Consider the following 19,770-nt stretch of genomic DNA (forward strand, 5'->3'; position numbering starts at 1 on the left):
GGTTCAGGACTCATTTTCGGCTTAACCTGTTTTTTCAACACTTCAATTTATTGCCAACACATCTCACTTTTTTAACCCTTAACGCTCATGGTAAAGGCGCGTACATTCGTATCGAAAACAATGTTAAAGCCAGTGAGAACGCTCATTTACCGTTTCGGAAGTAAAATACCACGCAATTTTTTAGAAAATGCATGGAGTCTTTTAGTGGCGCTGATTGCCATTTTATTATCGCTATTGCTGGGATCGTGCCAATCGGGTGACGACTATGTAAAACCAGAAACCAAACCCTTGCTGGAGGCGGTGTATGCATCGGGGTTTTTAAAAGCAAGTGATGAGTACATTGTGTTGGCAGAAGGTGAGGGGCGTGTACAGGAAAAATTAGTAAGCGATGGTGCCTTATTGAAAAAGGGTGATGCCATTTATATTTTAAGTGCCGACCAACCGGATGCGCGCTACCAGATTGCGAGACAAAATTTCGAACTGACAAAAAAAAATGCAGCGCCTGATTCACCGATTTTAGCGGAATTGTATTTTTCGCTAAACAGTTTGGCCACCAAAAAGAAATTTGATTCTATCAATTTCATTCGCTTTCAAAACCTGATGAACCAAAACGCAACCACGCGTGTGGAATATGATAGAGCTAAGCTTACGTATGAGAATTCAATCAATGAATACAATGCAGCCAAAAACCGGTTTAATAAAACTAAAAGTGATCTGACACTGGCTTTCGAAAATGCCAGACAACAATTATTAATCGCTGGTGATGATAGCGGCAGACAAGTTGTGCGCAGCTTAATGGACGGGCGCTTATTATCAACAAAAAAAGAAGTGGGTGAGGTAGTGCGCAGAGGCGAGCAACTGGCATTAATAGGTAAGGCTGACAGCTACTACTTACAATTGAGTGTTGATGAACAAGATATTCGCAAGTTACAAGTAGGGCAAAAAGTTCTATTCAAAGCAGATGCCTTTGCAGATTCGGTTTTTGAGGGAGTGGTTTCTAAAGTGTATTCATTAGTGGATACACGACAGCAATCTCTTCGCGTAGATGTAAGTATACCCGCTACTTTTCCATCCTCTTTTTCTGGCTTGGCTGTGGAGGCAAATATTGTTGTCAGAGAAAAGAAAGATGCCTTGGTATTACCCAAAAATCTGGTGCAAGGAGATTCCGTCTGGATTGAAAAAGAAGGTGAGCGTATGAAAATACAAATCACCAAAGGCATAGAGACAATGGATGAGGTAGAGATACTGAATGGTCTTGATAGCAGCAGTCGTGTTTTAAAGGTAAAGTAAATGACATCCTTAAAACTATCAGTACAGATTGCCTGGGTGCATTTAGTGAGCAAGCCCAAACAGACTTTGATTGCCATGTTGGGGGTGACCTTTGGTATAGGTATGTTCATTGCCATGGTAAGTATGATGACAGGTCTTAATGATTTGACAGAATCACTGGCCATGACTTCCTCGCCTGACATACGCATCTACCACGATGTAACTACTGAAAGAAAATCTATTGCGGAACAATTAAATCCAAATGGCATTACCAAAGTACACCATCAGAAACCGAAGAATGAATCTTTAAAAGTACGAGGTGCTGTTAAAATTGCTGAGCAAATTCGTAAACATCCTTTGGTAAAAGGGGCTTCTATTTTATTGAATTCACAAGTCTTTTATAACTATGGCCCCGTTCAACTTAATGGAACTATTGCAGGGGTAGATATTTTAGAAGAAGACAAACTTTTCGATTTGAAAAGTAAAATGAAAGAAGGGCAAATCGAAAATTTGATCACCAATCAGGATGGTATTTTAATGGGCACGGGGCTTGCTGCAAAATTGAGTGTGCGAACTGGCGATCGTGTTGTAATTACCACCCCACAAGGTTTTACCAAAACATTAAAAATAGTAGGGCTCTTCCAAATGGGTATTGGTGCAGTTGATAACGTGAAGAGCTACGCCAACCTGGGTATGGTGCAAACCATTTTAGAAAAAGATAAAAGTTATATAACAGATGTTAACGTTAAGCTCTTTGACTTCAAAAAGGCAAAAGCGGTAGCCCCTGAATTTCAACAGGCTTTTGGGTATAAGTCTGAAGATTGGGAAACTGCGAACGCCACCATGTTGTTGGGTGTCATCATCAGAAATATTCTTACCTATTCAGTAGCCATTACCTTGTTGATTGTAGCAGGCTTTGGTATTTACAATATTCTCAGCATTACAATACACAACAAAATGAAAGACATTGCCATTCTGAAAGCCATGGGTTTTGCCGGCAAGGATGTAAAACAAATATTTATGGTGCAATCCTTAGTGATTGGTTTTTTTGGCAGTCTCCTAGGCTTGCTAATCGGTTTTGTACTGTCGCTCCTTATTTCAAGAGCACCTTTTGATGGTGGAGATTTTTTAAGCATTGAACATCTTCCTGTAAACTTCAGCTCAACGTACTATATGATCGGGATAGTATTTGGTATTGTAACTACTGCCTTGGCGGGTTACCTCCCATCGCGTAAAGCAGCCAACGTAGACCCTATTGAAATTTTAAGAGGTTAAATAAATCATTGCATCATGGCAGTCTTAAAGGCGCATAAAATAAACAAGTACTTCTATGAACCAGAAAAGTTCCAGGTGCTGAAAGAGGTTGATTTAAGTGTAGATAAAGGTCAGTTCCTTGCTTTGGTGGGAAAATCAGGTTGCGGTAAGTCAACGCTCATGTATGTGTTGTCCACCATGGATACGCAGTACAATGGAGAACTTGAAATAGCCGGCACACGACTTACCGACAAGCCCCAGAATTTCTTAGCCGGATTCAGGAATAAACACATAGGCTTTGTGTTTCAGTTCCATTATTTATTACCTGAGTTTACCGTATTACAAAATGTTATGTTGCCTGCTTTAAAGTTGGGCGCAAAAAGTAAGGAAGAAGTAGAAGCAAAAGCGCTTGAAAAACTGAATATGTTAGGTATGCAGGAGCATGCCAGAAAGATGTCCTCTAAACTTTCAGGGGGACAGCAACAAAGGGTGGCCATAGCCCGGGCGCTCATCAATGATCCTGATATCATTATGGGCGATGAACCCACTGGAAACCTGGATACGTATAACAGTGACCTGGTTTTTGACATTTTTAGCGAATTAACTCATACGTATAAGCAAACTATTATTGCCGTAACACACGATGAAAGCTTTGCAAAACGTTCTGACAGGGTGGTGGAAATGAGTGATGGAAAAATTATCCATGGTTAAGAACGATTTTGTACACTAAACTGTAGTGGTAAACGACCGTATAAGTGTCATAACAGAAATTAGTGCATATGGAAAACAACATAAACATCAAAAACAGCATGCATCCATATCTTTTGCAGTTTAACTATGCCCTCAACAATTTCTCTAAATTCTTGGAAGAGGAGGGTAAAGAGAAGCGCAAGCGCAGATGGCATCATGCCGGACGAAAAGCTGCATGAATCGACAAAAGAGTATCGCCATTATAGGCGCAGGCATTGGTGGGCTCACCCTTGCCATCGCTTTGCACAGAAAAGGTATTCATGCAATCGTTTACGAGAACGCCTCTGAAATGAAATTTCTGGGTGCGGGATTGGCTTTAGCAGGAAATGCCATTCAATCTTTTAAAGCCATTGGACTGCAGGAGGAGGTACTCGCAGCGGGTAAAATTCTAAAAAAGCTTTCTATCAAAGATCATCGAGGGCGTGTAATTACTGCGGCCGATGCTGAATACATTAGTGCTAAGCTTAATATTGTTAATAACTTTGCTGTGCACAGGGCGGATTTGCATGAAGTGTTACTTCAACAACTTCCTAAAGAAAAGTTAGTGCTGGGCAAGCAGGCCATTGATTTTCAACAACACAACGATAGGGTACTGGTAAATTTTGCAGATGGTACTTCTGTAGACGCTGACTATGTAATTGCCTCAGACGGAATTCATTCCATCTTTAGAAAAAAGTTGGTACAGAATAGCGAACCACGCTATGCCGGCTACACCGCCTGGCGCGCAGTGATTGATCAATCAGAAACGGCACTCAACTTAGACGAAACATTAGAGACTTGGGGCAGGGGTAAACGTTTTGGCATTGTACCGCTGACCAATAACAGGATTTATTGGTTTGCAACGATGAATGCCAGTGCGAAAAATGAACGATTAAAAAACTTTACACCCCAGGATTTAGCGAAGGAGTTTGAGGATTTTCATTTGCCCATTCCTCAGGTTATTGAGGAGACTAAAAACGAACAACTCATCTGGTCCGACATTATTGATCTTGAGCCTTTAAAGAAATTTGCCTTTGGCAGAATTGTTCTCATGGGCGATGCCGCCCATGCCACCACACCCAACATGGGGCAGGGTGCCTGCATGGCCATAGAGGATGCAGCTATACTCGCCATCTGCATGAATGAAGAAAAGCAGATTGAAAAAGCCTTTGTCAACTTTGAAAAAAGAAGAATATCACGCACGACCAAAATTGTAAATGATTCGTGGCGCCTGGGTAAATTAGCGCAATTGGAAAACCCTGTATTGATTTCTTTGCGCAATGCTGCCATGAAAATGGTGCCTCAGAGTGTTACTGAAAAACAGGTAAGGTTTTTAAATGATATTTCTTTTTAGCTTTATACTGATTTCAAAAATGAGTTATTGATTACTTGGTGAACAATTTGCAGTAATGCTTGGCTATAAAAAAAAGAAGGACCTCTATCTGGCCTATGGCATCATCTTCGGGCTATCCATTATTGGCTTTTTAGTCCGTCTTTCAAAGTTTAACCAATTTTCCTTTTGGGGCCATGTTACTATTTATGCGGTTTCTTTAGTGCTGGTTATTGCCATATGGGAAGTAATCAGAAATATTGATCGCTATTTAAACAAGGTCTTACCCTTTGAGAGAAATATTCCACTGCGCATAACAGTGCAATTACTTGCTGGCGTAGTGTTAGGCTTGTTCATAAGGATAACTGTTTATTATTTTGGAGAACCGCTTCTGCCCTTTAAGCTGGATGAAATGTTTTCAGCAGCGATCTGGATAATCTATATAATGTTTCCAGGCGTTATTAACCTTGGATTTTTTACCTATCATTTTATTGTAAGATGGCGATTCTCTGTGATACAAAACGAGCGCCTGGAGAGAGAGAAGGCTCAAGTGCAGTTTGATAATTTAAAGAATCAGCTGAACCCACATTTTCTATTTAATGCTTTGTCTTCCCTCAATTCGCTGATCATGGAAGATCAGCGACTGGCATCTGAATTTGTACAACAACTATCCAGGGTATATCGCTATGTTTTGCAGTATAAAGATCAGAGCAGTGTAAACCTTACCACTGAAATGAATTTTATCCAACATTATGTTTCTTTATTGCAAACACGATTTAAAGAAGCGATCACAATATCCATAGAAGTAGATGAAGAAGCTAAAGAGCACAGAATTGTGCCTGTAACACTTCAGATTCTGATTGAGAATGCCATTAAGCACAACATCATCTCAGAAGACCAATCCTTGAATATTGAGATTTTCAATTCTGGTGATTACCTTGTAGTAAGTAATAATTTACAATTACGTAAACACGTAGAGTCATCTAATAAACAAGGCTTGAAAAATATGCAATCCTTATATGGATTTTTGTCAGATAAACCTGTACAAATTGAGCAGACAGATATTCGCTTTTCAGTAAAAGTACCTTTGTTATAGAGCATAAAATTAATCCACCCTAAAGCATGAATATTTTAATTGTGGAGGATGAACCCTTAGTGGCAAAAGACCTTGAACGATTAATACGCGAGGCTTTGCCAACGGTGGAGATCGTGGCGATTTTAGGAAGCGTTGTCGCTGCCAGACAATGGTTTGGAACTCATGCAATGCCCGATCTTATCTTCTCGGATATTCGATTGTCTGATGGTGTGAGCTTTGAAATCTATGAAACGCTTTCAATAGCTTGCCCCATCATTTTTACAACGGCTTATGATGAGTATGCACTGCGAGCTTTTAAAATTAATAGTATAGATTATTTACTAAAACCTATTGATGCAAAAGAGCTGGCCTCAGCCTTACATAAATACAAGGCTGTTAAGGATAGTCAAGTATTGCATGAACAATTACAAACACTCCTTTCTCGCTGGCAAGATGTGGCGGCTAAGCGCTACAAAGAAAGATTTCTGGCTTTGCAGCGCAATGCACTGGTACCCATTAATGAAAATGAAATAGCTTATTTCCATAAAAATGAGATCATTCACCTGCACACTGTAGCTGGCGATAAATTTATAAGTGAGCATCAAACCCTCGATGAAATTGAGCAATTGATCAATCCTAAGGTTTTCTTCAGGGTGAATCGCCAATACCTTGTGCACATACAGGCAGTCGGTCGTGTGAAGACGACCCACAAAGGATTGACTGTTGAATTAAAAGGTGCGCCTGGAGTGGAGATTGACATCAGTCGAGAGAAAGCCACAGCATTTAAAGAATGGCTTGCCTGAGGGGATTCTGAATTATTTATTTTAAGTTATTAAAATTGACAATTGATAATGAACAATTGTCAATATGTCCATCGTCTATTGACCATTGTCAATTATTCAAGAACCCATACACATTTCAAAAAAGCTACTTCTCCCAATAAGCTTTCACCGCTTCTTTCCAGTTGTCACCGTGTTTCAGGTATAAGGCAGTATTAATAAGCATGGCACTTTTTTCGTTGCCGATTTTTTCACCTACGTTAATCAGGGTGTCGTAGAATTTTGATGTGTCTTGTTTAGCCAGCATCAGTAATTGTTCTTCGATGCTGCCAGCGACTGGTGCAGGCGAGGCGCTTTCGTTTTGTTTTAGTTTATCGCTTAAAGAAGATGGTGTTACAATAGAAGAAGCTTCTTGTTTCAGAAACTGATCCAGGTCGTTCAGTGGATTTTTTTTCATGCTTCAGTAAGTTAAATTTTCTTTTAATACGTCTTCTCATCCCTGGTCTGTGTCCTCACAGACCAGTCCGAGATTTTATTATTTTAATCCTATTCCTTTCTCTGGTCTGTGTCTACTCCCCGGTCTGTGTCCTCACAGACCAGCACCTGGTTTTAATATTTTAGTTCTATTACTCTGTCTGTCTCAACTCCAATTCCCTGGTCTGTGTCTTCACAGACCAGCATCATGCTTTACTATTTCGGTCTGTGAGGACACAGACCGAGGAAAGAATAATATGCTATAAGTTTTTTAATATTTCTTTCATCACTGGTGTATACTCTTGCTCAGCATGCATCGTACTGAAATTAACATAAGCATTTTTTTGAGGCACCATAACTTCCAGCACCTTCGCACTCACTTTGCTCAGAGTTTCCTGAACGGTTTTTAGTCGGGTGAAGCTGTGTATGCGATTGGGGAGTACCAATATTTTTAAACCTGTATTGATACTTCTGGCAGGCATCAAATCGGTGACAGTCTGATAGGTAACCAGTAAATCATTTTGCGTTAAACTCGTGGGTACGATCACCGCATTACTTACCAGGCAGAGTTTTTTAATGCCTTCATCGGTAGTCTTACCGGCACTGTCAACAATAATGTAATCGTATTGTGCTTTTTCTTTTATTGACTGAAGTTCATCCGCAACATTATTATCCTGCGATCCGACAATATCAAAAGAAGTGGTGCCACTCTCCTGGGCAGCCTCCATCTTGCGTAGGGTATTCAGGGTATAGTTCGTGTCGGTTTCCACCAGCATAACCTTTTTACCTGCTGCATGTAGGGATGTAGCCAGGTTAATGGCATTAGTTGTTTTACCGGTGCCGCCTTTTCGGCTGATGAAGGAGATTATTTTCATTCAGTCAAAATTTAAAATTTCAGATTCAGCATTGAAAGTCTTGCGACTAAGTTACACCAATTTTGAATCTGAAATTTTAAACTTTTACTTAAATCGAGCGATTAAAATCGAAGCGCTCCAGGTAATCCGCCACTCTTCTTACCAGACTACCGCCCAAAGCGCCATCTACCACACGGTGGTCGTAAGAGTGTGAAAGGAACATTTTATGACGTATGGCAATGCTGTCCCCATAAGGAGTTTCAACGACAGCAGGCTTTTTCTGCACTGCCCCCAAGGCCATAATGGCTACCTGAGGCTGCATGATAATGGGCGTACCCATTACATTGCCAAAAGAGCCAACGTTAGAAACCGTGAATGTACCACCACTTAAATCATCTGGTTTCAACTTGTTTTCGCGTGCACGTTTAGCCAGGTCGTTAACGATTTTGGCTAAGCCACTCAGGTTGTACTGATCTGCATTTTTAATAACAGGCACAATCAAATTGCCGCTGGGCAAGGCAACGGCCACACCGATGTTAATATCTTTTTTCTTAATGATGCGATCGCCATCCACCTGTACATTGATCATCGGATAATCTTTGATGGCCTGTACAATGGCTTCAATGAAAATAGGGGTAAAGGTCAAGGCATCGCCTTCACGTTTCTGGAAGTCATTCTTCCACTTATTTCTCCAGTACACAATGCTGGTTACATCGGCTTCAACAAATGAAGTGACATGTGGAGAGATGCGTTTGCTGTCTACCATACGCTCAGCAATCATCTTGCGCATGCGATCCATTTCGATAATCTCATCACCGGCATTGATGCTGGCAGGAACTAACGGAGCAGAAGGCGTAGGGCTGACTGCTGTTCTGCCATTGGCAACAGGAGCCGGTGCAGCCACAGCCTGAACTACCGCACCTAGTTTACGATTGGCCATATAGGCCATAATATCTTTTTTAGTAACGCGGCCTTCCTGACCTGTACCGGGAATACTTTCTAATTCAGCAACCGCTACACCCTCTTCTTTGGCAATGCTTTTTACCAAGGGCGAATAGAAACGGGAAGCAGATTTGAAATCGCCAATATGGGCACCGTTACCATTGCTTGCTACTGGCGCAACTTCTTTGGCCGGTGTTGCCGCAGGGACTGTTTCAACTTTCGGGGCCGCAGGCGTTTGTGTGGCCTCTCCTCCGGTTGAAATAATGGCAATGGCACTACCTACTTTTACAACCTCGCCCTCTTTGGCCAGAATTTGCTGTAAAATACCGGCATGGGTAGAAGGCACTTCCGTATCTACCTTATCAGTAGCTACTTCCAACACGCTTTCGTCCTGTTCAATCTTATCGCCCGGCTTTTTTAACCAGGTTAAGATTGTTGCTTCCATAATGCTTTCGCCCATCTTGGGCATGATCAGTTCTACATTTGCCATCGGTTCAAACGATTGAATTGGGTCAGCAAGTTAATAGTTTTTGATATGCTTTTACAGCTTTCATCGATTCAATAAGCAATTGGCTCAGGCACGGAAAATTCTTGGTAAACATGCCATTATGAACGAATTATGTTTCAGTTTTTTAGCCTTTTACAGGTGATTCTTTGATTCCCAGTCGTATTAAATTAAGTACGGCCATAGAAGAAAGCTGAATGTTGAGGTGGCGTTCTTTGGCCAGTTGAAGTTTTTTGGTGATCACACGTTCTCCATTCGCAAGCGCTATCCACACGGTACCCACGGGTTTTTCAGGGGTGGCACCTCCGGGCCCTGCAATGCCACTGGTGGCTACTCCTATACTGGTTTTGAATTTTTCGCGCACCAAAGTTGCCATTTCTATAATGGTTTGTTCACTCACGGCACCAAACTGGTTCAGCGTTTCTTCCTTCACGCCTAGCTGAGACATTTTTATGTCGTAAGAGTAAGGGATTATGCTGCCTTGAAAATATTCTGAACTGCCCGGTACACTTGTAATCATATGCGACACTTTGCCACCAGTACAACTTTCTGCAATGGACAGCGTCAAATTACGTTCCCTAAGCATGTTGCCGATCACAACTTCAATAGGTTCTTCGCCATATCCATAAATATATTGATCGATTAGTTGTTTAAGGGCTATTGTTTGTTTTTCAGCTTCTTCTTCCAGTGCTTTTAATGAGGATCCAAAGCAGGTTAATCGCAACTTCACTTCACCTAAACTGGGTAAGTAGGCCAACCTGATATGCGGGGGCAAAGCGTTCTCCCAATCTTTAATTTTTTCAGCCAGAAAAGATTCTCCTTGTCCGATGGTGCGAATCACTTTGTGGTAAATGACGGGTAAATCGAATTGCTTTTTGAGTCGAGGTATAATTCTTTCCTCCATCATCTTTTTCATTTCGTGGGGCACACCGGGCATAGATACAAAAACTTTGTTGCCTTTATTGAACCACATACCAGGTGCTGTACCTACGGGATTCGTAACCTTCTCGCACGCACTGGGCAAGGCCGCTTGCATTCTGTTCAATTCAGTGAGTTCCCTTCCGCGACTTTTAAAAAACTCGGTGACTTCAGCCAAGGCTTCTTCGTTCATCACTAGGTCGCAGGTAAAATATTTTGCCAGACAAGGTTTAGTCAGGTCGTCATTGGTAGGACCAAGGCCGCCCGTAATCAAAATAATATCGGCTCTCTCTTCTGCTTCTTTAAAAGCCTGTAAAATTTCTGATTCAATGTCTCCTACAGAGGTTTTCCTTACGACCCTGATGCCTATGTTGCCAAGTTCAACCCCCATCCATTGCGAATTGGTGTCCACAATCTGTCCATACAAAATTTCATCGCCTATGGTCAGGAGTTCTGCTGTTACTTGCTTCATAAGATATTGCAAAATGTAAAAGTGATCTCAATATTTTACTGTTCAAAATTATTGTGGGAATAAGTTTGGTGAGTAATCGCTCTAAAAAGACATACCCTTATTTATGGTACTTTAGTATCATTCTGTATGATATTCAATTCATCATCACAATAAACACAACTACATTCGTTAATTCGCACGATTATCGTGTCGTGGCCACAAAATGTTTATTTATGGTGAGAGTTTTTATAAGAAAGCTCTATATGCTATTGATTCATTTAATGGTAAAATGGGCTAGCTCTCATACCTACAAAGATGATGATTGAAAGTATCTTAGCAGATACCGATTGCTTTTTATTATTTTTAAATAAATAGTTACAGCATGCAATTCTCTGCATTAGACAGACAAAAAGAAATCTACCTGAATGGATTTAATGGACAAGGGCCAATCATTCCTATAAGCAATAAGGCCTTAGAGGAGGCAGCACAGAAACGTATCAGTAAAAAAGCCTTTGCTTATATCGCTGGGGGTGCTGGTGTAGAGTCTACAGTTAAAAGAAATATTGAAGCATTTGAGCGCTATGCTATTTTACCACGCATGTTGCGCAATGTAGGTGAGCGCGACACTACTATCTCACTTTTAGGAAAACAAAGAACATCACCCTTCCTGCTTTCACCGATAGGTGTACTTGAAATGGTGCATGCCCAAGCCGATTTAGCTGTAGCGCGGGCAGCGGCTTCAATAGGGGTGCCTTATGTTTTCTCTAATCAGGCTTCGTTTCCTATGGAAAGTTGTGCGGCCGAGATGAAAAACGCAGCACATTGGTTTCAATTGTATTGGAGTAAATCTAAAAAACTGGTAGCCAGCTTTGTGCAACGGGCAGAAAAATGTGGATGCGAAGCCATCGTGGTTACCCTGGACACAACCATGTTAGGTTGGCGTACGCGCGACCTTGAACTGGCTTACCTTCCTTTTTTAGAAGGGAAGGGAATTGCACAATACACTTCAGATCCTGTGTTTCAACAACTCATGGATGAAACGAGTATAGTAAAGGCTAAACGAAAAATTACTTTGCAAACAATTAGGGGACTAATACAGATGGTTAACAACTATCCTGGTACTGGTTTTTTAAAGAAATTGAAATCAGGCAGGCCTTTAAAAGCAGTGCAAACATTTACCAGCACCTATACCAATCCTTATACTACCTGGGAAGATCTTCAGTTTTTGAAAACCCTCACCAAACTTCCCATCTTTATAAAGGGTATTCAACATCCTGATGATGCACAAAAGGCAATTGATTATGGTGTAGATGGCATTATTGTTTCTAATCACGGTGGTCGTCAGGTAGATGGAGGAGTGAGCACAATAGAAATGCTTCCCGCAATTGCTAAAGTGGTGCAAAAAAGAATTCCTGTATTACTTGATAGTGGAATTCGCGGAGGTGCTGATGCTTTTAAGGCTATGGCATTGGGAGCAGATGCTGTTTGTTTGGGCAGACCTTATGTGTATGCCCTGGCATTGGCAGGTGAGGAGGGAGTAAGGCAACTGCTTTTAAACTACAGAGCTGATTTTGAGTTAACCATGGCCCTAAGTGGCTGTAAATCAGTAACCGAAATTAAGACAACAACACTCCTAAATGCTTAGCCGATTTAAGCATTTCTTACTTAACTTGCCCTTCAATTCAAACGTATGAAATGGCTGTAAAACCATTTTTTCAATTGAATCAATAACAAGCTTTACTATACAATAGCTGGGAGCTGAAATACCGCTTGGATAAGCAGACACTTGACCTTAAATAAAATTAGTAACTCATGAAATATATAATAATCGCATGTTTATTGGTGTTATCTGCTTGCACCAGCACACAAATAACGCAGGCATTAAATGAAGTAAGCAAGGCCACCACAACAGAAAAGGCGCTGACCACCGCAGAAGTCGGACAAGGTTTAAAAGAAGCCTTGATCAATGGAATTAGCAAGGGCGCTGATCGTGTCTCGCAAATGGATGGTTATTTTAAAAACCCGGAGATCAAAATTCCGTTTCCACCCGATGTAAAAAAGGTAGAAGATAAATTGAGACAGATTGGTTTAGGTAATGATGTCGATAGATTTATTATGACCTTAAATCGTGGCGCTGAGGAAGCCGCAAAAGAGGCTAAGCCAATTTTTGTTGATGCCATTAAACAAATGACCATTGAAGATGCCTGGGGTATTTTAAAAGGGGAGGATAATGCAGCGACCAGTTATTTGCAACGCAGCACTTCAACACAACTAAAAGCCAAATTTAAACCTGTAATACAAAATTCATTAGATAAAGTGGGTGCGGCCCGTTACTATGCCGATCTGGTGAACACTTACAACAAAATTCCGTTTATTGAAAAAGTAAATCCGGATTTGAATGAGTATGCAACAGACCTTGCCATGAAAGGACTTTTCATGCAAATAGCTAAAGAAGAAAAAAACATCAGACAAGATCCCGTAGCACGCACAACCGATTTATTGAAACGTGTTTTCGCACAAGCAAAATAAAAACCTAATAGAAATATCTTTTATGAATCTATACAACAAACACAAAGACGTTCTGAATAAAGCGATTGATGCTTTGCACCACCGCACTTTCTATGCAGCTTACCCGGAGCATCCGGCACCAGCCATTTATGGGGAAACAGCGGATGCAGACGGCCAGGCAAAATTTAAAGCCAGCGTTGGAAAAAAATTTGAAGAGCTGAAGCAAAGCAATCCGGAATCATGGGCTGGACAAGAGGAGTCTCCCTACTTGCAAGACACATTAAAAATTACATACCCTGCGTATTCATCACTAACACTTATTGAAAAATCGAAAGCTGCTTTTCATGCATGGCGCAAAGTAAGTGTTGAAGATCGTGCCGGTATTCTGATTGAATCTTTAGAGCGTATGAAGTCACGCTTCTTTGAAATAGCCTATGCAACGATGCACACTACCGGTCAGGGTTATATGATGGCCTTTCAGGCTTCAGGGCCACACGCAGCCGATCGTGCCTTGGAAGCGATTGCTTCTGGTTATGAGGAATTGCAGCGTTTCCCTAAAACTGCTTTATGGGATAAGCCTATGGGTAAGTTTAACATTCAATTAAATAAAGAATGGAGAGCTATACCTAAAGGTGTTTCAGTAGTAATTGGTTGCTCAACTTTTCCAACCTGGAATACAGTGCCGGGTATGTACGCGAGCTTGATAACGGGCAATCCTGTAATTATAAAACCACATCCGGGGGCTATTTTGCCTATTGCTATTGTTGTTGCTGAATTACAAAAGGTATTGGTTGAAAATAATCTTGATCCCAATATCTGTCAGTTAGGCGTTGATACTTTTGATAAGATGATCACCAAAGAATTGGCTGAGCACAAAGATGTGAAGGTGATTGACTTTACGGGTAACTCAGTTTTTGGATCTTACCTGGAGGCCTTACAAGGCAAAGCAGTGTTTACAGAAAAAACAGGTGTAAACTCTGTAATTCTTGATTCTGTAGAAGATGCTGATAAAGTGGCGGCCAATCTTGCTTTCTCTTTGTCGCTTTACAGCGGACAAATGTGTACCGCACCTCAGAATTTTTATATTCCTGAAAGTGGCATTAAAACACCAACCGGTGTACTTTCTTTTGATGAGTTTGCCAAGAAGATAGCCGATAACATCAATGGCCTGGTAGATAATCCTAAAGCCGGACCTTTTGTGTTGGGTGCAGTACAAAATAAAAAGACAAGCGAAAGAGTAGCCGGTGCTGATAAGTTAGGCGGGAAAGTAATTCTGGCATCCCGCACTTTCGAAAACCCGATGTTTAAAACAGCACGTGTTGCAACGCCAGCCCTACTGGAAGTTGATGCAAGTAAAAAGGAGATTTTCAGTAAAGAGCTTTTCGGCCCTATTGCCTTATTGATTAAAACAAAAAATACGGATCAGTCTATTGCACTGGCGCAAGAGATGGCCATGGAGCATGGTGCGATCTCTTGTGGTGCCTATACCACTGATGCCGCAGTAAGAGAAAAGATTGCAGATGAGATGGCCCTGGCAGCAACGCCTGTTTCTTTCAACCTCACAGGTGGTATCTACATGAATCAGAATGCTGCCTTTAGCGATTACCATGTTACTGGTGGCAATCCTTCAGGCAATGCCTCCTTTACCAACCCGGAGTTTATCAATAAACGATTTACCTGGGTAGGTCATCGGGAGCCTGTTAAAGCTTAATTGCACAAAAAACAACTTTAAAAAAGGTCAGTCGCAAGGCTGACCTTTTTTGATGAGTGGATATGAACTTATAATGCGAATACTGAAATTTGCGTTACCTCTTCGCTTATTATTTATTACCGTTTCATAATGGAGAAAGCTGATTATACAGACTTAGAGAAACAAAAAAAACAGCTTGTTGCCTATGAACAAGAGCTAAATGAACGAACAGAAGAACTGGAGGCGCAAAAAGAAGAGCTTACAGCGGCCATTGAAGAACTTGTAAAGATGAATAATTACCTGAATGCAACGCTGGCAGAATTGCAGGAGCGCAATCAGGAACTCGATCAGCTTGTTTACAGGGCTTCACACGATTTTAAAACACCCATCACTTCAACCCTTGGCCTTGTCCATTTACTAAAAATGGAGCCCATGTCGCCAACCCTAAAAGAATATGTTCATCGCATTGACCTCTCCATGCGACAGATGAATGATTTCCTCAAGTCACTCTCTCTTTTTACACAAGCGAGTTTAGAGGAAGTGTTTTACGAGCGTGTTTCGGTAAGAGATTTGGTAATGAACGCAAATGAACGCCTTCAATACCTGGAAGGTTTTAATCTTGTCGAATTTCAAATTGAAATTGATAAGGATCTCGTCATTAGTACAGATGCTATTCTGGTAAGTGAAGCATTGAAAGCAATTATCACCAATGCTGTTATTTTTAGAGGTTTGGAAAAACCATTTGTCCGTATAACGGCATCGGTAGTTAATGAAAGACTCGAAATTGTAGTGGAGGATAATGGAGAAGGCATGACTGATGAGGTTATGCAGAAAGCTTTTAATATTTTTTATCGAGGATCAGAGAAATCGAAAGGGAGCGGTCTTGGTCTGTACATGGTGAAGAAAATAACACAGCGGCTTGGAGGTCAAGCGCTATTAAAGCAATTGAGTAAAGGCCTGCGTGTAAGCATCAGCATACCGATTGATCGCCCTTAGCTATTGTTTTTTTAAGTGCATCCAGTTCCTGTTCAAGTCTTTGTACATAGGTGAGGGTGTCGCTGAGCATAAGACGTTGCGAGTCGTGGCGTTCATTTAAAAAAGCGATTTCCTCTTCCAGTGCTTTTGTTTTCTGGCAGTACTCTTTTTGTAGAAAGTCAAATTTTTCTTTGTACTCGATTTCAAGCTGCTGCCTTTTTAGGGCTTCGTCTGTTTTTATTTTTAATAAGGCAACTTCGTACGCTTGCTGGAGTTTGGTAATTCTACTTTCATAATCGCTTTGAAGCGAAAGTATTTTTTCCCGCAGTATATCTTCACACACTTTACGTGTCGACTCGTCCATGCTACTCCAAGATTTACCGTTATTTTTCTATCGCTTCTTCAATTGAATCAGCGTATTGAATATCCATATCCTTATACTTTCCATTGGGGAAAATAGACTTTATCCGATCACGACCAATTTTTACACTTTGCTTGAATACATCATCGGCTGGCAAAATTTTACGGTGTACTTTTAAGCCCAAGCCAAACATTTTTTCTTTCCACTCCACGAAATACCATTCCATAGAAGGTTGGTGAAACACTGTTAATTTTCTTTTGTCGAAAATCAGTTTAGTAACAGGTTCTTTCGCAACACTATCACCTATATAATTAAAAATTGTTTTAAAATCTTCTATTGGAATATAAGAAGTGGTTGCTTCTACGATCATCACCCCGGTATTCCCGACTACGCGTAATATGTTGGCATGCTTAAAGGACTTCTCAATAATCATTTCTTTGTTCATTTCTAACTTCATTTCCGTCATCTTAATGTAATAACCCTGTGTCGGATGAAATGTTTAATAAACGTTAAACAAAATGAGTTTATAGCGTAAATCTTAATCTAGATTAAGAACAATTTTATATTTCAAATTTGAATTTAAAATTGTGAAAAGGTATAAAATAAAAAAGGTGGGTTAACATGTTAACCCACCTTTTTTGGAGTAGTATAGATTTATTTAGCGGTAGTTGATCCGCCCTTACCTGAACCTGAAATCGATTGACGCATTTCAGTATCAGCTTGTACATTTTGCATTTTGTAGTAATCCATTACACCGAGGTTTCCGTTAAGGAAAGCCGCAGCGATAGATTTAGGAATTTCAGCTTCTGCTTCAATTACCTTCGCACGAGCCTCTTGCGCTTTTGCTTTCATTTCCTGCTCTACAGCAACTGCCATTGCTCTGCGCTCTTCTGCTTTAGCCTCAGCTACTTTTAAGTCAGCACTTGCCTGATCGATTTGAAGTTTAGCACCAATGTTTGCACCCACATCAACATCAGCAATATCGATAGAGAGAATCTGGAAGGCAGTACCTGAATCCAAACCTCTTGATAAAACAAGCTTGGAGATTTTATCAGGATTTTCTAACACTTCTTTATGCGATTTGGCTGAACCGATAGAGGTAACAATACCTTCACCGACACGGGCTAAAATAGTTTCTTCACCAGCACCACCAATCAGTTGCGAAATGGATGCGCGAACAGTTACCCGTGCAATCGCAATTACCTGAATACCATCAGCAGCCACAGCTGCTACTTTAGGAGTAGTGATTACTTTAGGATTTACAGAAATCTGAACAGCTTCAAATACATCGCGACCCGCCAGATCTATAGCTGTCGCTTGTTTAAAGTCCATTACAATGTTGGCCTTCTCCGCAGAGATAAGGGCGCGGATTACTTTAGGTACATTACCACCTGCCAGGTAGTGAGTTTCCAGGTCTGTGGAGGTAACTTTTAAGCCGGCTTTAGTAGCAGTAATCAAAGAATCGACTACTATACGTGGTGGCACCTTACGAATGCGCATGAAAACGAGTTCAAACAACCCAACCTTTACGCCCGAAAACAGGGCTGTGATCCAAAGATTAATAGGTACGAAATAAAGAAAGGTAAAAAAGAGGACGATACCTCCCAGAACGACAAATAGTAATGCTGCTGCTTCCATAGTTTATTTTTTTGACTGTGCTTATGCTAAGTCATTCAAAATGAGGGCCTTTTGAGTATTATCAGGGCCATTCAAAGAAAATGAGTCTTAACAGCAAAGCAAGTTAACCGATTTGTTCCACAATGACACCCGCCTGTGAAACTTCTTTTATTCGAACGCGCACACCGCTTTCAATGTAGCCGTCCAGGGAATTAACTTCCACAACGCGTGAATTGAATTCAGCCTTGCCCATGGGCCTTAAAACTGAAATGCTGATGCCTTCTTCGCCTACGGAAAAACTTTCGTTTAATCCTTCATTGAATTTACTGCTGATGGTATTCTTGTTGGCGAACTTATTCCAGGCACCACTTCTAAAACTGAAGTAAAGCAGCAAACCTAAACCAGCAAGGGTTGAGATAAGGGTATAAAAGCCAATGGTACTTCCAAAGGCCCAATAACTAAAGCCAATGCCAGCCATTGCCAGTATTAATCCGAGGATACCAACAACCGTTGTGCCAGGTATAAAAATAACTTCTACCACCAGCAGCGCTAAACCGGCTAATATCAATAAGCTAACAATTAGTGTCATGTTGGTATGTTATAATGAAAAGTAATTCTATGGCTAGTATCTGTTTTGTGCTTGCGAGAAACCTTGATTAAAAATTCCTAATCAAAAGGAACATGCACGTGCTTTTCAGCATGGTAAGAAGAGCGAACCAGGGGTCCGGACTCTACATACTTCAACCCTCGCTTCAAGCCTTCTTCTTTATACATGGCAAAAGTATCGGGGTGAATATATTCCGCTACCTCCAAATGCATTTTAGTCGGCTGCAAATATTGCCCCAGGGTTAAGATCATTAAACCATGGGCAACAAGATCGTCCATGGCTTTAAAAACCTCTTCTTTGGTTTCGCCTACGCCCAGCATAATGCCAGACTTGGTGCGTTTGCCAGCCTCTCGTATGCGTTTAATTTCTTCAAGACTTCTTTCGTATTTGGCTTGTGGTCGTACCCTGCGGTACATACGCTCCACCGTTTCCATGTTGTGGCTCACTACTTCCTGTCCGCCTTCAATCATGCGATACAAAGCCTCCCAGTTTCCTTTTACGTCAGGTATCAGGGTTTCAATAGTGGTCTCGGGTGATAATCTTTTTGTTTCAACAACGGTCTGATACCAAACTTCAGCACCACGGTCTTTTAATTCATCTCGGTTTACTGAGGTGATAACAGCATGTTTTACACCCATTAATTGTATCGCCTCAGCCACGCGAAGAGGTTCTGCAGTATCATACTCGGTAGGTCGGCCGGTAGCCACAGCGCAAAAAGTGCAACTGCGGGTACAGACATTGCCAAGAATCATAAAAGTCGCTGTACCTGCTCCCCAGCACTCGCCCATGTTCGGACAATTGCCGCTTTCGCAAATCGTATGCAGCTTATGGCCATCAACAATTTTGCGGACATTCGCATATTCAGGCCCAACGGGGAGTTTTACTCGAAGCCAATCGGGTTTGCGTCTGCGGTTTTCGGGGGCAATTACAGGTAGTTCAATCATTTTTGAATAGACTTAAGACTTAAGTAGCAAGACATAAGAAAAACGGCCTGTTTACACTTACCGCTTGCTACTTATGTCTTACTACCTATTTATTTGCCAATAAGTTCCTTATACTGCGCTGCAGAAAGCAGGTCTGAAGGAGAACCTTTCACTTCAACTTTTACCATCCATCCTGCACCGTACGGATCTTCATTTACTTTTTCAGGATTGCCTTCTAAAACGGAGTTTAATTCAATCACTTTTCCGGCAATCGGCATGTACAAGTCAGAAACAGTTTTAACCGCTTCTACCGTTCCAAATACATCCCCATGATTGATTTCCTGGCCAACCGTGTTGATATCAACATAAACGATATCGCCTAACTCGCTTTGTGCAAAGTCGGTAATGCCGATAGTTGCGGTGTTGCCTTCAATTTTAACCCACTCGTGGTCTTTGGTGTACTGTAGTCCGTCAGGAATATTCATGGTTGTATAATTTGATCCCCAAAA

At 41.1% G+C, this 19,770-nt stretch carries 21 protein-coding genes; 11 read left to right on the forward strand and 10 right to left on the reverse strand.

All coding sequences use genetic code 11. The features are described 5' to 3' along the window. Positions 1–132 precede the first annotated feature (132 nt). From ACO1XM_RS18410 to ACO1XM_RS18440, 7 genes are all read left to right on the forward strand, one after another. Positions 133–1,290: an efflux RND transporter periplasmic adaptor subunit gene (locus tag ACO1XM_RS18410; RefSeq protein ID WP_486231729.1), complete on the forward strand. Its 1,158-nt coding sequence runs from the start codon at positions 133–135 to the stop codon at positions 1,288–1,290. Next, a complete protein-coding gene (locus ACO1XM_RS18415) occupies positions 1,291–2,544 on the forward strand; it encodes an ABC transporter permease (protein WP_486231731.1) in 1,254 nt (417 codons plus the stop codon). 15 nt (positions 2,545–2,559) lie between these two features. Next, positions 2,560–3,234 (forward strand): ABC transporter ATP-binding protein, encoded by a 675-nt coding sequence (locus tag ACO1XM_RS18420; protein ID WP_486231733.1) that lies wholly within the window; start codon positions 2,560–2,562, stop codon positions 3,232–3,234. 68 nt (positions 3,235–3,302) lie between these two features. Further along, positions 3,303–3,452, forward strand: a complete 150-nt coding sequence (locus ACO1XM_RS18425; protein ID WP_486231735.1) for a hypothetical protein — start codon at positions 3,303–3,305, stop codon at positions 3,450–3,452. Further along, positions 3,449–4,606 carry an FAD-dependent monooxygenase gene (locus tag ACO1XM_RS18430; protein WP_486231737.1) on the forward strand — a complete coding sequence of 386 codons (1,158 nt, stop codon included), beginning with the start codon at positions 3,449–3,451 and terminating at the stop codon, positions 4,604–4,606. The genes ACO1XM_RS18425 and ACO1XM_RS18430 overlap by 4 nt, the downstream gene beginning before the upstream one ends. Positions 4,607–4,661: 55 nt before the next feature. After that, positions 4,662–5,678: a sensor histidine kinase gene (locus ACO1XM_RS18435; RefSeq protein WP_486231739.1), complete on the forward strand. Its 1,017-nt coding sequence runs from the start codon at positions 4,662–4,664 to the stop codon at positions 5,676–5,678. Positions 5,679–5,704: 26 nt separating this feature from the next. Further along, positions 5,705–6,460, forward strand: a complete 756-nt coding sequence (locus ACO1XM_RS18440) for a LytR/AlgR family response regulator transcription factor (protein ID WP_486231741.1) — start codon at positions 5,705–5,707, stop codon at positions 6,458–6,460. A gap of 124 nt (positions 6,461–6,584) precedes the next feature. Here ACO1XM_RS18440 and ACO1XM_RS18445 read toward each other — a convergent pair whose 3' ends face one another. The 4 genes from ACO1XM_RS18445 to ACO1XM_RS18460 all read right to left on the reverse strand — a co-directional run bounded on the left by ACO1XM_RS18445 (position 6,585) and on the right by ACO1XM_RS18460 (position 10,601). Next, positions 6,585–6,893: a hypothetical protein gene (locus ACO1XM_RS18445; protein ID WP_486231743.1), complete on the reverse strand. Its 309-nt coding sequence runs from the start codon at positions 6,891–6,893 to the stop codon at positions 6,585–6,587. A 277-nt stretch (positions 6,894–7,170) separates the two neighbouring features. Continuing rightward, a complete protein-coding gene (locus ACO1XM_RS18450) occupies positions 7,171–7,785 on the reverse strand; it encodes an AAA family ATPase (protein WP_486231745.1) in 615 nt (204 codons plus the stop codon). A gap of 88 nt (positions 7,786–7,873) precedes the next feature. Next, complete coding sequence (locus ACO1XM_RS18455; RefSeq protein ID WP_486231747.1) at positions 7,874–9,196, reverse strand: dihydrolipoamide acetyltransferase family protein; 1,323 nt, start codon at positions 9,194–9,196, stop codon at positions 7,874–7,876. Positions 9,197–9,338: 142 nt separating this feature from the next. Then, positions 9,339–10,601 (reverse strand): competence/damage-inducible protein A, encoded by a 1,263-nt coding sequence (locus tag ACO1XM_RS18460; protein ID WP_486231749.1) that lies wholly within the window; start codon positions 10,599–10,601, stop codon positions 9,339–9,341. Between the two features lie 361 nt (positions 10,602–10,962). Between ACO1XM_RS18460 and ACO1XM_RS18465 the strand changes: the two genes are divergently transcribed. From ACO1XM_RS18465 to ACO1XM_RS18480, 4 genes are all read left to right on the forward strand, one after another. Then, positions 10,963–12,225 (forward strand): alpha-hydroxy-acid oxidizing protein, encoded by a 1,263-nt coding sequence (locus ACO1XM_RS18465; protein ID WP_486231751.1) that lies wholly within the window; start codon positions 10,963–10,965, stop codon positions 12,223–12,225. A 167-nt stretch (positions 12,226–12,392) separates the two neighbouring features. Next, positions 12,393–13,109 (forward strand): DUF4197 domain-containing protein, encoded by a 717-nt coding sequence (locus tag ACO1XM_RS18470; RefSeq protein WP_486231753.1) that lies wholly within the window; start codon positions 12,393–12,395, stop codon positions 13,107–13,109. Positions 13,110–13,131: 22 nt separating this feature from the next. Then, the gene (gene paaN, locus ACO1XM_RS18475) at positions 13,132–14,799 is read left to right on the forward strand and encodes a phenylacetic acid degradation protein PaaN (RefSeq protein ID WP_486231755.1); all 1,668 of its coding nucleotides are present in this window, start codon (positions 13,132–13,134) and stop codon (positions 14,797–14,799) included. Between the two features lie 129 nt (positions 14,800–14,928). Beyond that, positions 14,929–15,774: a sensor histidine kinase gene (locus tag ACO1XM_RS18480; RefSeq protein ID WP_486231757.1), complete on the forward strand. Its 846-nt coding sequence runs from the start codon at positions 14,929–14,931 to the stop codon at positions 15,772–15,774. Here ACO1XM_RS18480 and ACO1XM_RS18485 read toward each other — a convergent pair. The 6 genes from ACO1XM_RS18485 to gcvH all read right to left on the reverse strand — a co-directional run bounded on the left by ACO1XM_RS18485 (position 15,749) and on the right by gcvH (position 19,746). Next, complete coding sequence (locus ACO1XM_RS18485) at positions 15,749–16,117, reverse strand: hypothetical protein (RefSeq protein WP_486231759.1); 369 nt, start codon at positions 16,115–16,117, stop codon at positions 15,749–15,751. The genes ACO1XM_RS18480 and ACO1XM_RS18485 overlap by 26 nt on opposite strands. A gap of 19 nt (positions 16,118–16,136) precedes the next feature. Then, positions 16,137–16,571: a hypothetical protein gene (locus ACO1XM_RS18490; protein ID WP_486231761.1), complete on the reverse strand. Its 435-nt coding sequence runs from the start codon at positions 16,569–16,571 to the stop codon at positions 16,137–16,139. A 197-nt stretch (positions 16,572–16,768) separates the two neighbouring features. Then, a complete protein-coding gene (floA, locus tag ACO1XM_RS18495; protein WP_486231763.1) occupies positions 16,769–17,752 on the reverse strand; it encodes a flotillin-like protein FloA in 984 nt (327 codons plus the stop codon). A gap of 103 nt (positions 17,753–17,855) precedes the next feature. Further along, the gene (locus ACO1XM_RS18500; protein WP_486231765.1) at positions 17,856–18,320 is read right to left on the reverse strand and encodes an NfeD family protein; all 465 of its coding nucleotides are present in this window, start codon (positions 18,318–18,320) and stop codon (positions 17,856–17,858) included. Positions 18,321–18,397: 77 nt separating this feature from the next. After that, positions 18,398–19,282 carry a lipoyl synthase gene (gene lipA, locus ACO1XM_RS18505; protein ID WP_486231767.1) on the reverse strand — a complete coding sequence of 295 codons (885 nt, stop codon included), beginning with the start codon at positions 19,280–19,282 and terminating at the stop codon, positions 18,398–18,400. Positions 19,283–19,371: 89 nt separating this feature from the next. Beyond that, entirely contained in the window at positions 19,372–19,746 is a 375-nt protein-coding gene (gene gcvH, locus ACO1XM_RS18510; RefSeq protein ID WP_486231769.1) for a glycine cleavage system protein GcvH, read from the reverse strand. Positions 19,747–19,770: the final 24 nt, after the last annotated feature.

It is taken from the genome of Chryseotalea sp. (assembly GCF_057350905.1).

Coding starts and splice junctions, on each gene's coding strand:
- ACO1XM_RS18415 (WP_486231731.1), top strand. CDS start 1,291: ATGACATCCTTAAAACTATCAGTACAGATTGCCTGGGTGCATTTAGTG.
- ACO1XM_RS18420 (WP_486231733.1), top strand. CDS start 2,560: ATGGCAGTCTTAAAGGCGCATAAAATAAACAAGTACTTCTATGAACCA.
- ACO1XM_RS18425 (WP_486231735.1), top strand. CDS start 3,303: ATGGAAAACAACATAAACATCAAAAACAGCATGCATCCATATCTTTTG.
- ACO1XM_RS18430 (WP_486231737.1), top strand. CDS start 3,449: ATGAATCGACAAAAGAGTATCGCCATTATAGGCGCAGGCATTGGTGGG.
- ACO1XM_RS18435 (WP_486231739.1), top strand. CDS start 4,662: ATGCTTGGCTATAAAAAAAAGAAGGACCTCTATCTGGCCTATGGCATC.
- ACO1XM_RS18440 (WP_486231741.1), top strand. CDS start 5,705: ATGAATATTTTAATTGTGGAGGATGAACCCTTAGTGGCAAAAGACCTT.
- ACO1XM_RS18445 (WP_486231743.1), bottom strand. CDS start 6,893: ATGAAAAAAAATCCACTGAACGACCTGGATCAGTTTCTGAAACAAGAA.
- ACO1XM_RS18450 (WP_486231745.1), bottom strand. CDS start 7,785: ATGAAAATAATCTCCTTCATCAGCCGAAAAGGCGGCACCGGTAAAACA.
- ACO1XM_RS18455 (WP_486231747.1), bottom strand. CDS start 9,196: ATGGCAAATGTAGAACTGATCATGCCCAAGATGGGCGAAAGCATTATG.
- ACO1XM_RS18460 (WP_486231749.1), bottom strand. CDS start 10,601: ATGAAGCAAGTAACAGCAGAACTCCTGACCATAGGCGATGAAATTTTG.
- ACO1XM_RS18465 (WP_486231751.1), top strand. CDS start 10,963: ATGCAATTCTCTGCATTAGACAGACAAAAAGAAATCTACCTGAATGGA.
- ACO1XM_RS18470 (WP_486231753.1), top strand. CDS start 12,393: ATGAAATATATAATAATCGCATGTTTATTGGTGTTATCTGCTTGCACC.
- paaN (WP_486231755.1), top strand. CDS start 13,132: ATGAATCTATACAACAAACACAAAGACGTTCTGAATAAAGCGATTGAT.
- ACO1XM_RS18480 (WP_486231757.1), top strand. CDS start 14,929: ATGGAGAAAGCTGATTATACAGACTTAGAGAAACAAAAAAAACAGCTT.
- ACO1XM_RS18485 (WP_486231759.1), bottom strand. CDS start 16,117: ATGGACGAGTCGACACGTAAAGTGTGTGAAGATATACTGCGGGAAAAA.
- ACO1XM_RS18490 (WP_486231761.1), bottom strand. CDS start 16,571: ATGAAGTTAGAAATGAACAAAGAAATGATTATTGAGAAGTCCTTTAAG.
- floA (WP_486231763.1), bottom strand. CDS start 17,752: ATGGAAGCAGCAGCATTACTATTTGTCGTTCTGGGAGGTATCGTCCTC.
- ACO1XM_RS18500 (WP_486231765.1), bottom strand. CDS start 18,320: ATGACACTAATTGTTAGCTTATTGATATTAGCCGGTTTAGCGCTGCTG.
- lipA (WP_486231767.1), bottom strand. CDS start 19,282: ATGATTGAACTACCTGTAATTGCCCCCGAAAACCGCAGACGCAAACCC.
- gcvH (WP_486231769.1), bottom strand. CDS start 19,746: ATGAATATTCCTGACGGACTACAGTACACCAAAGACCACGAGTGGGTT.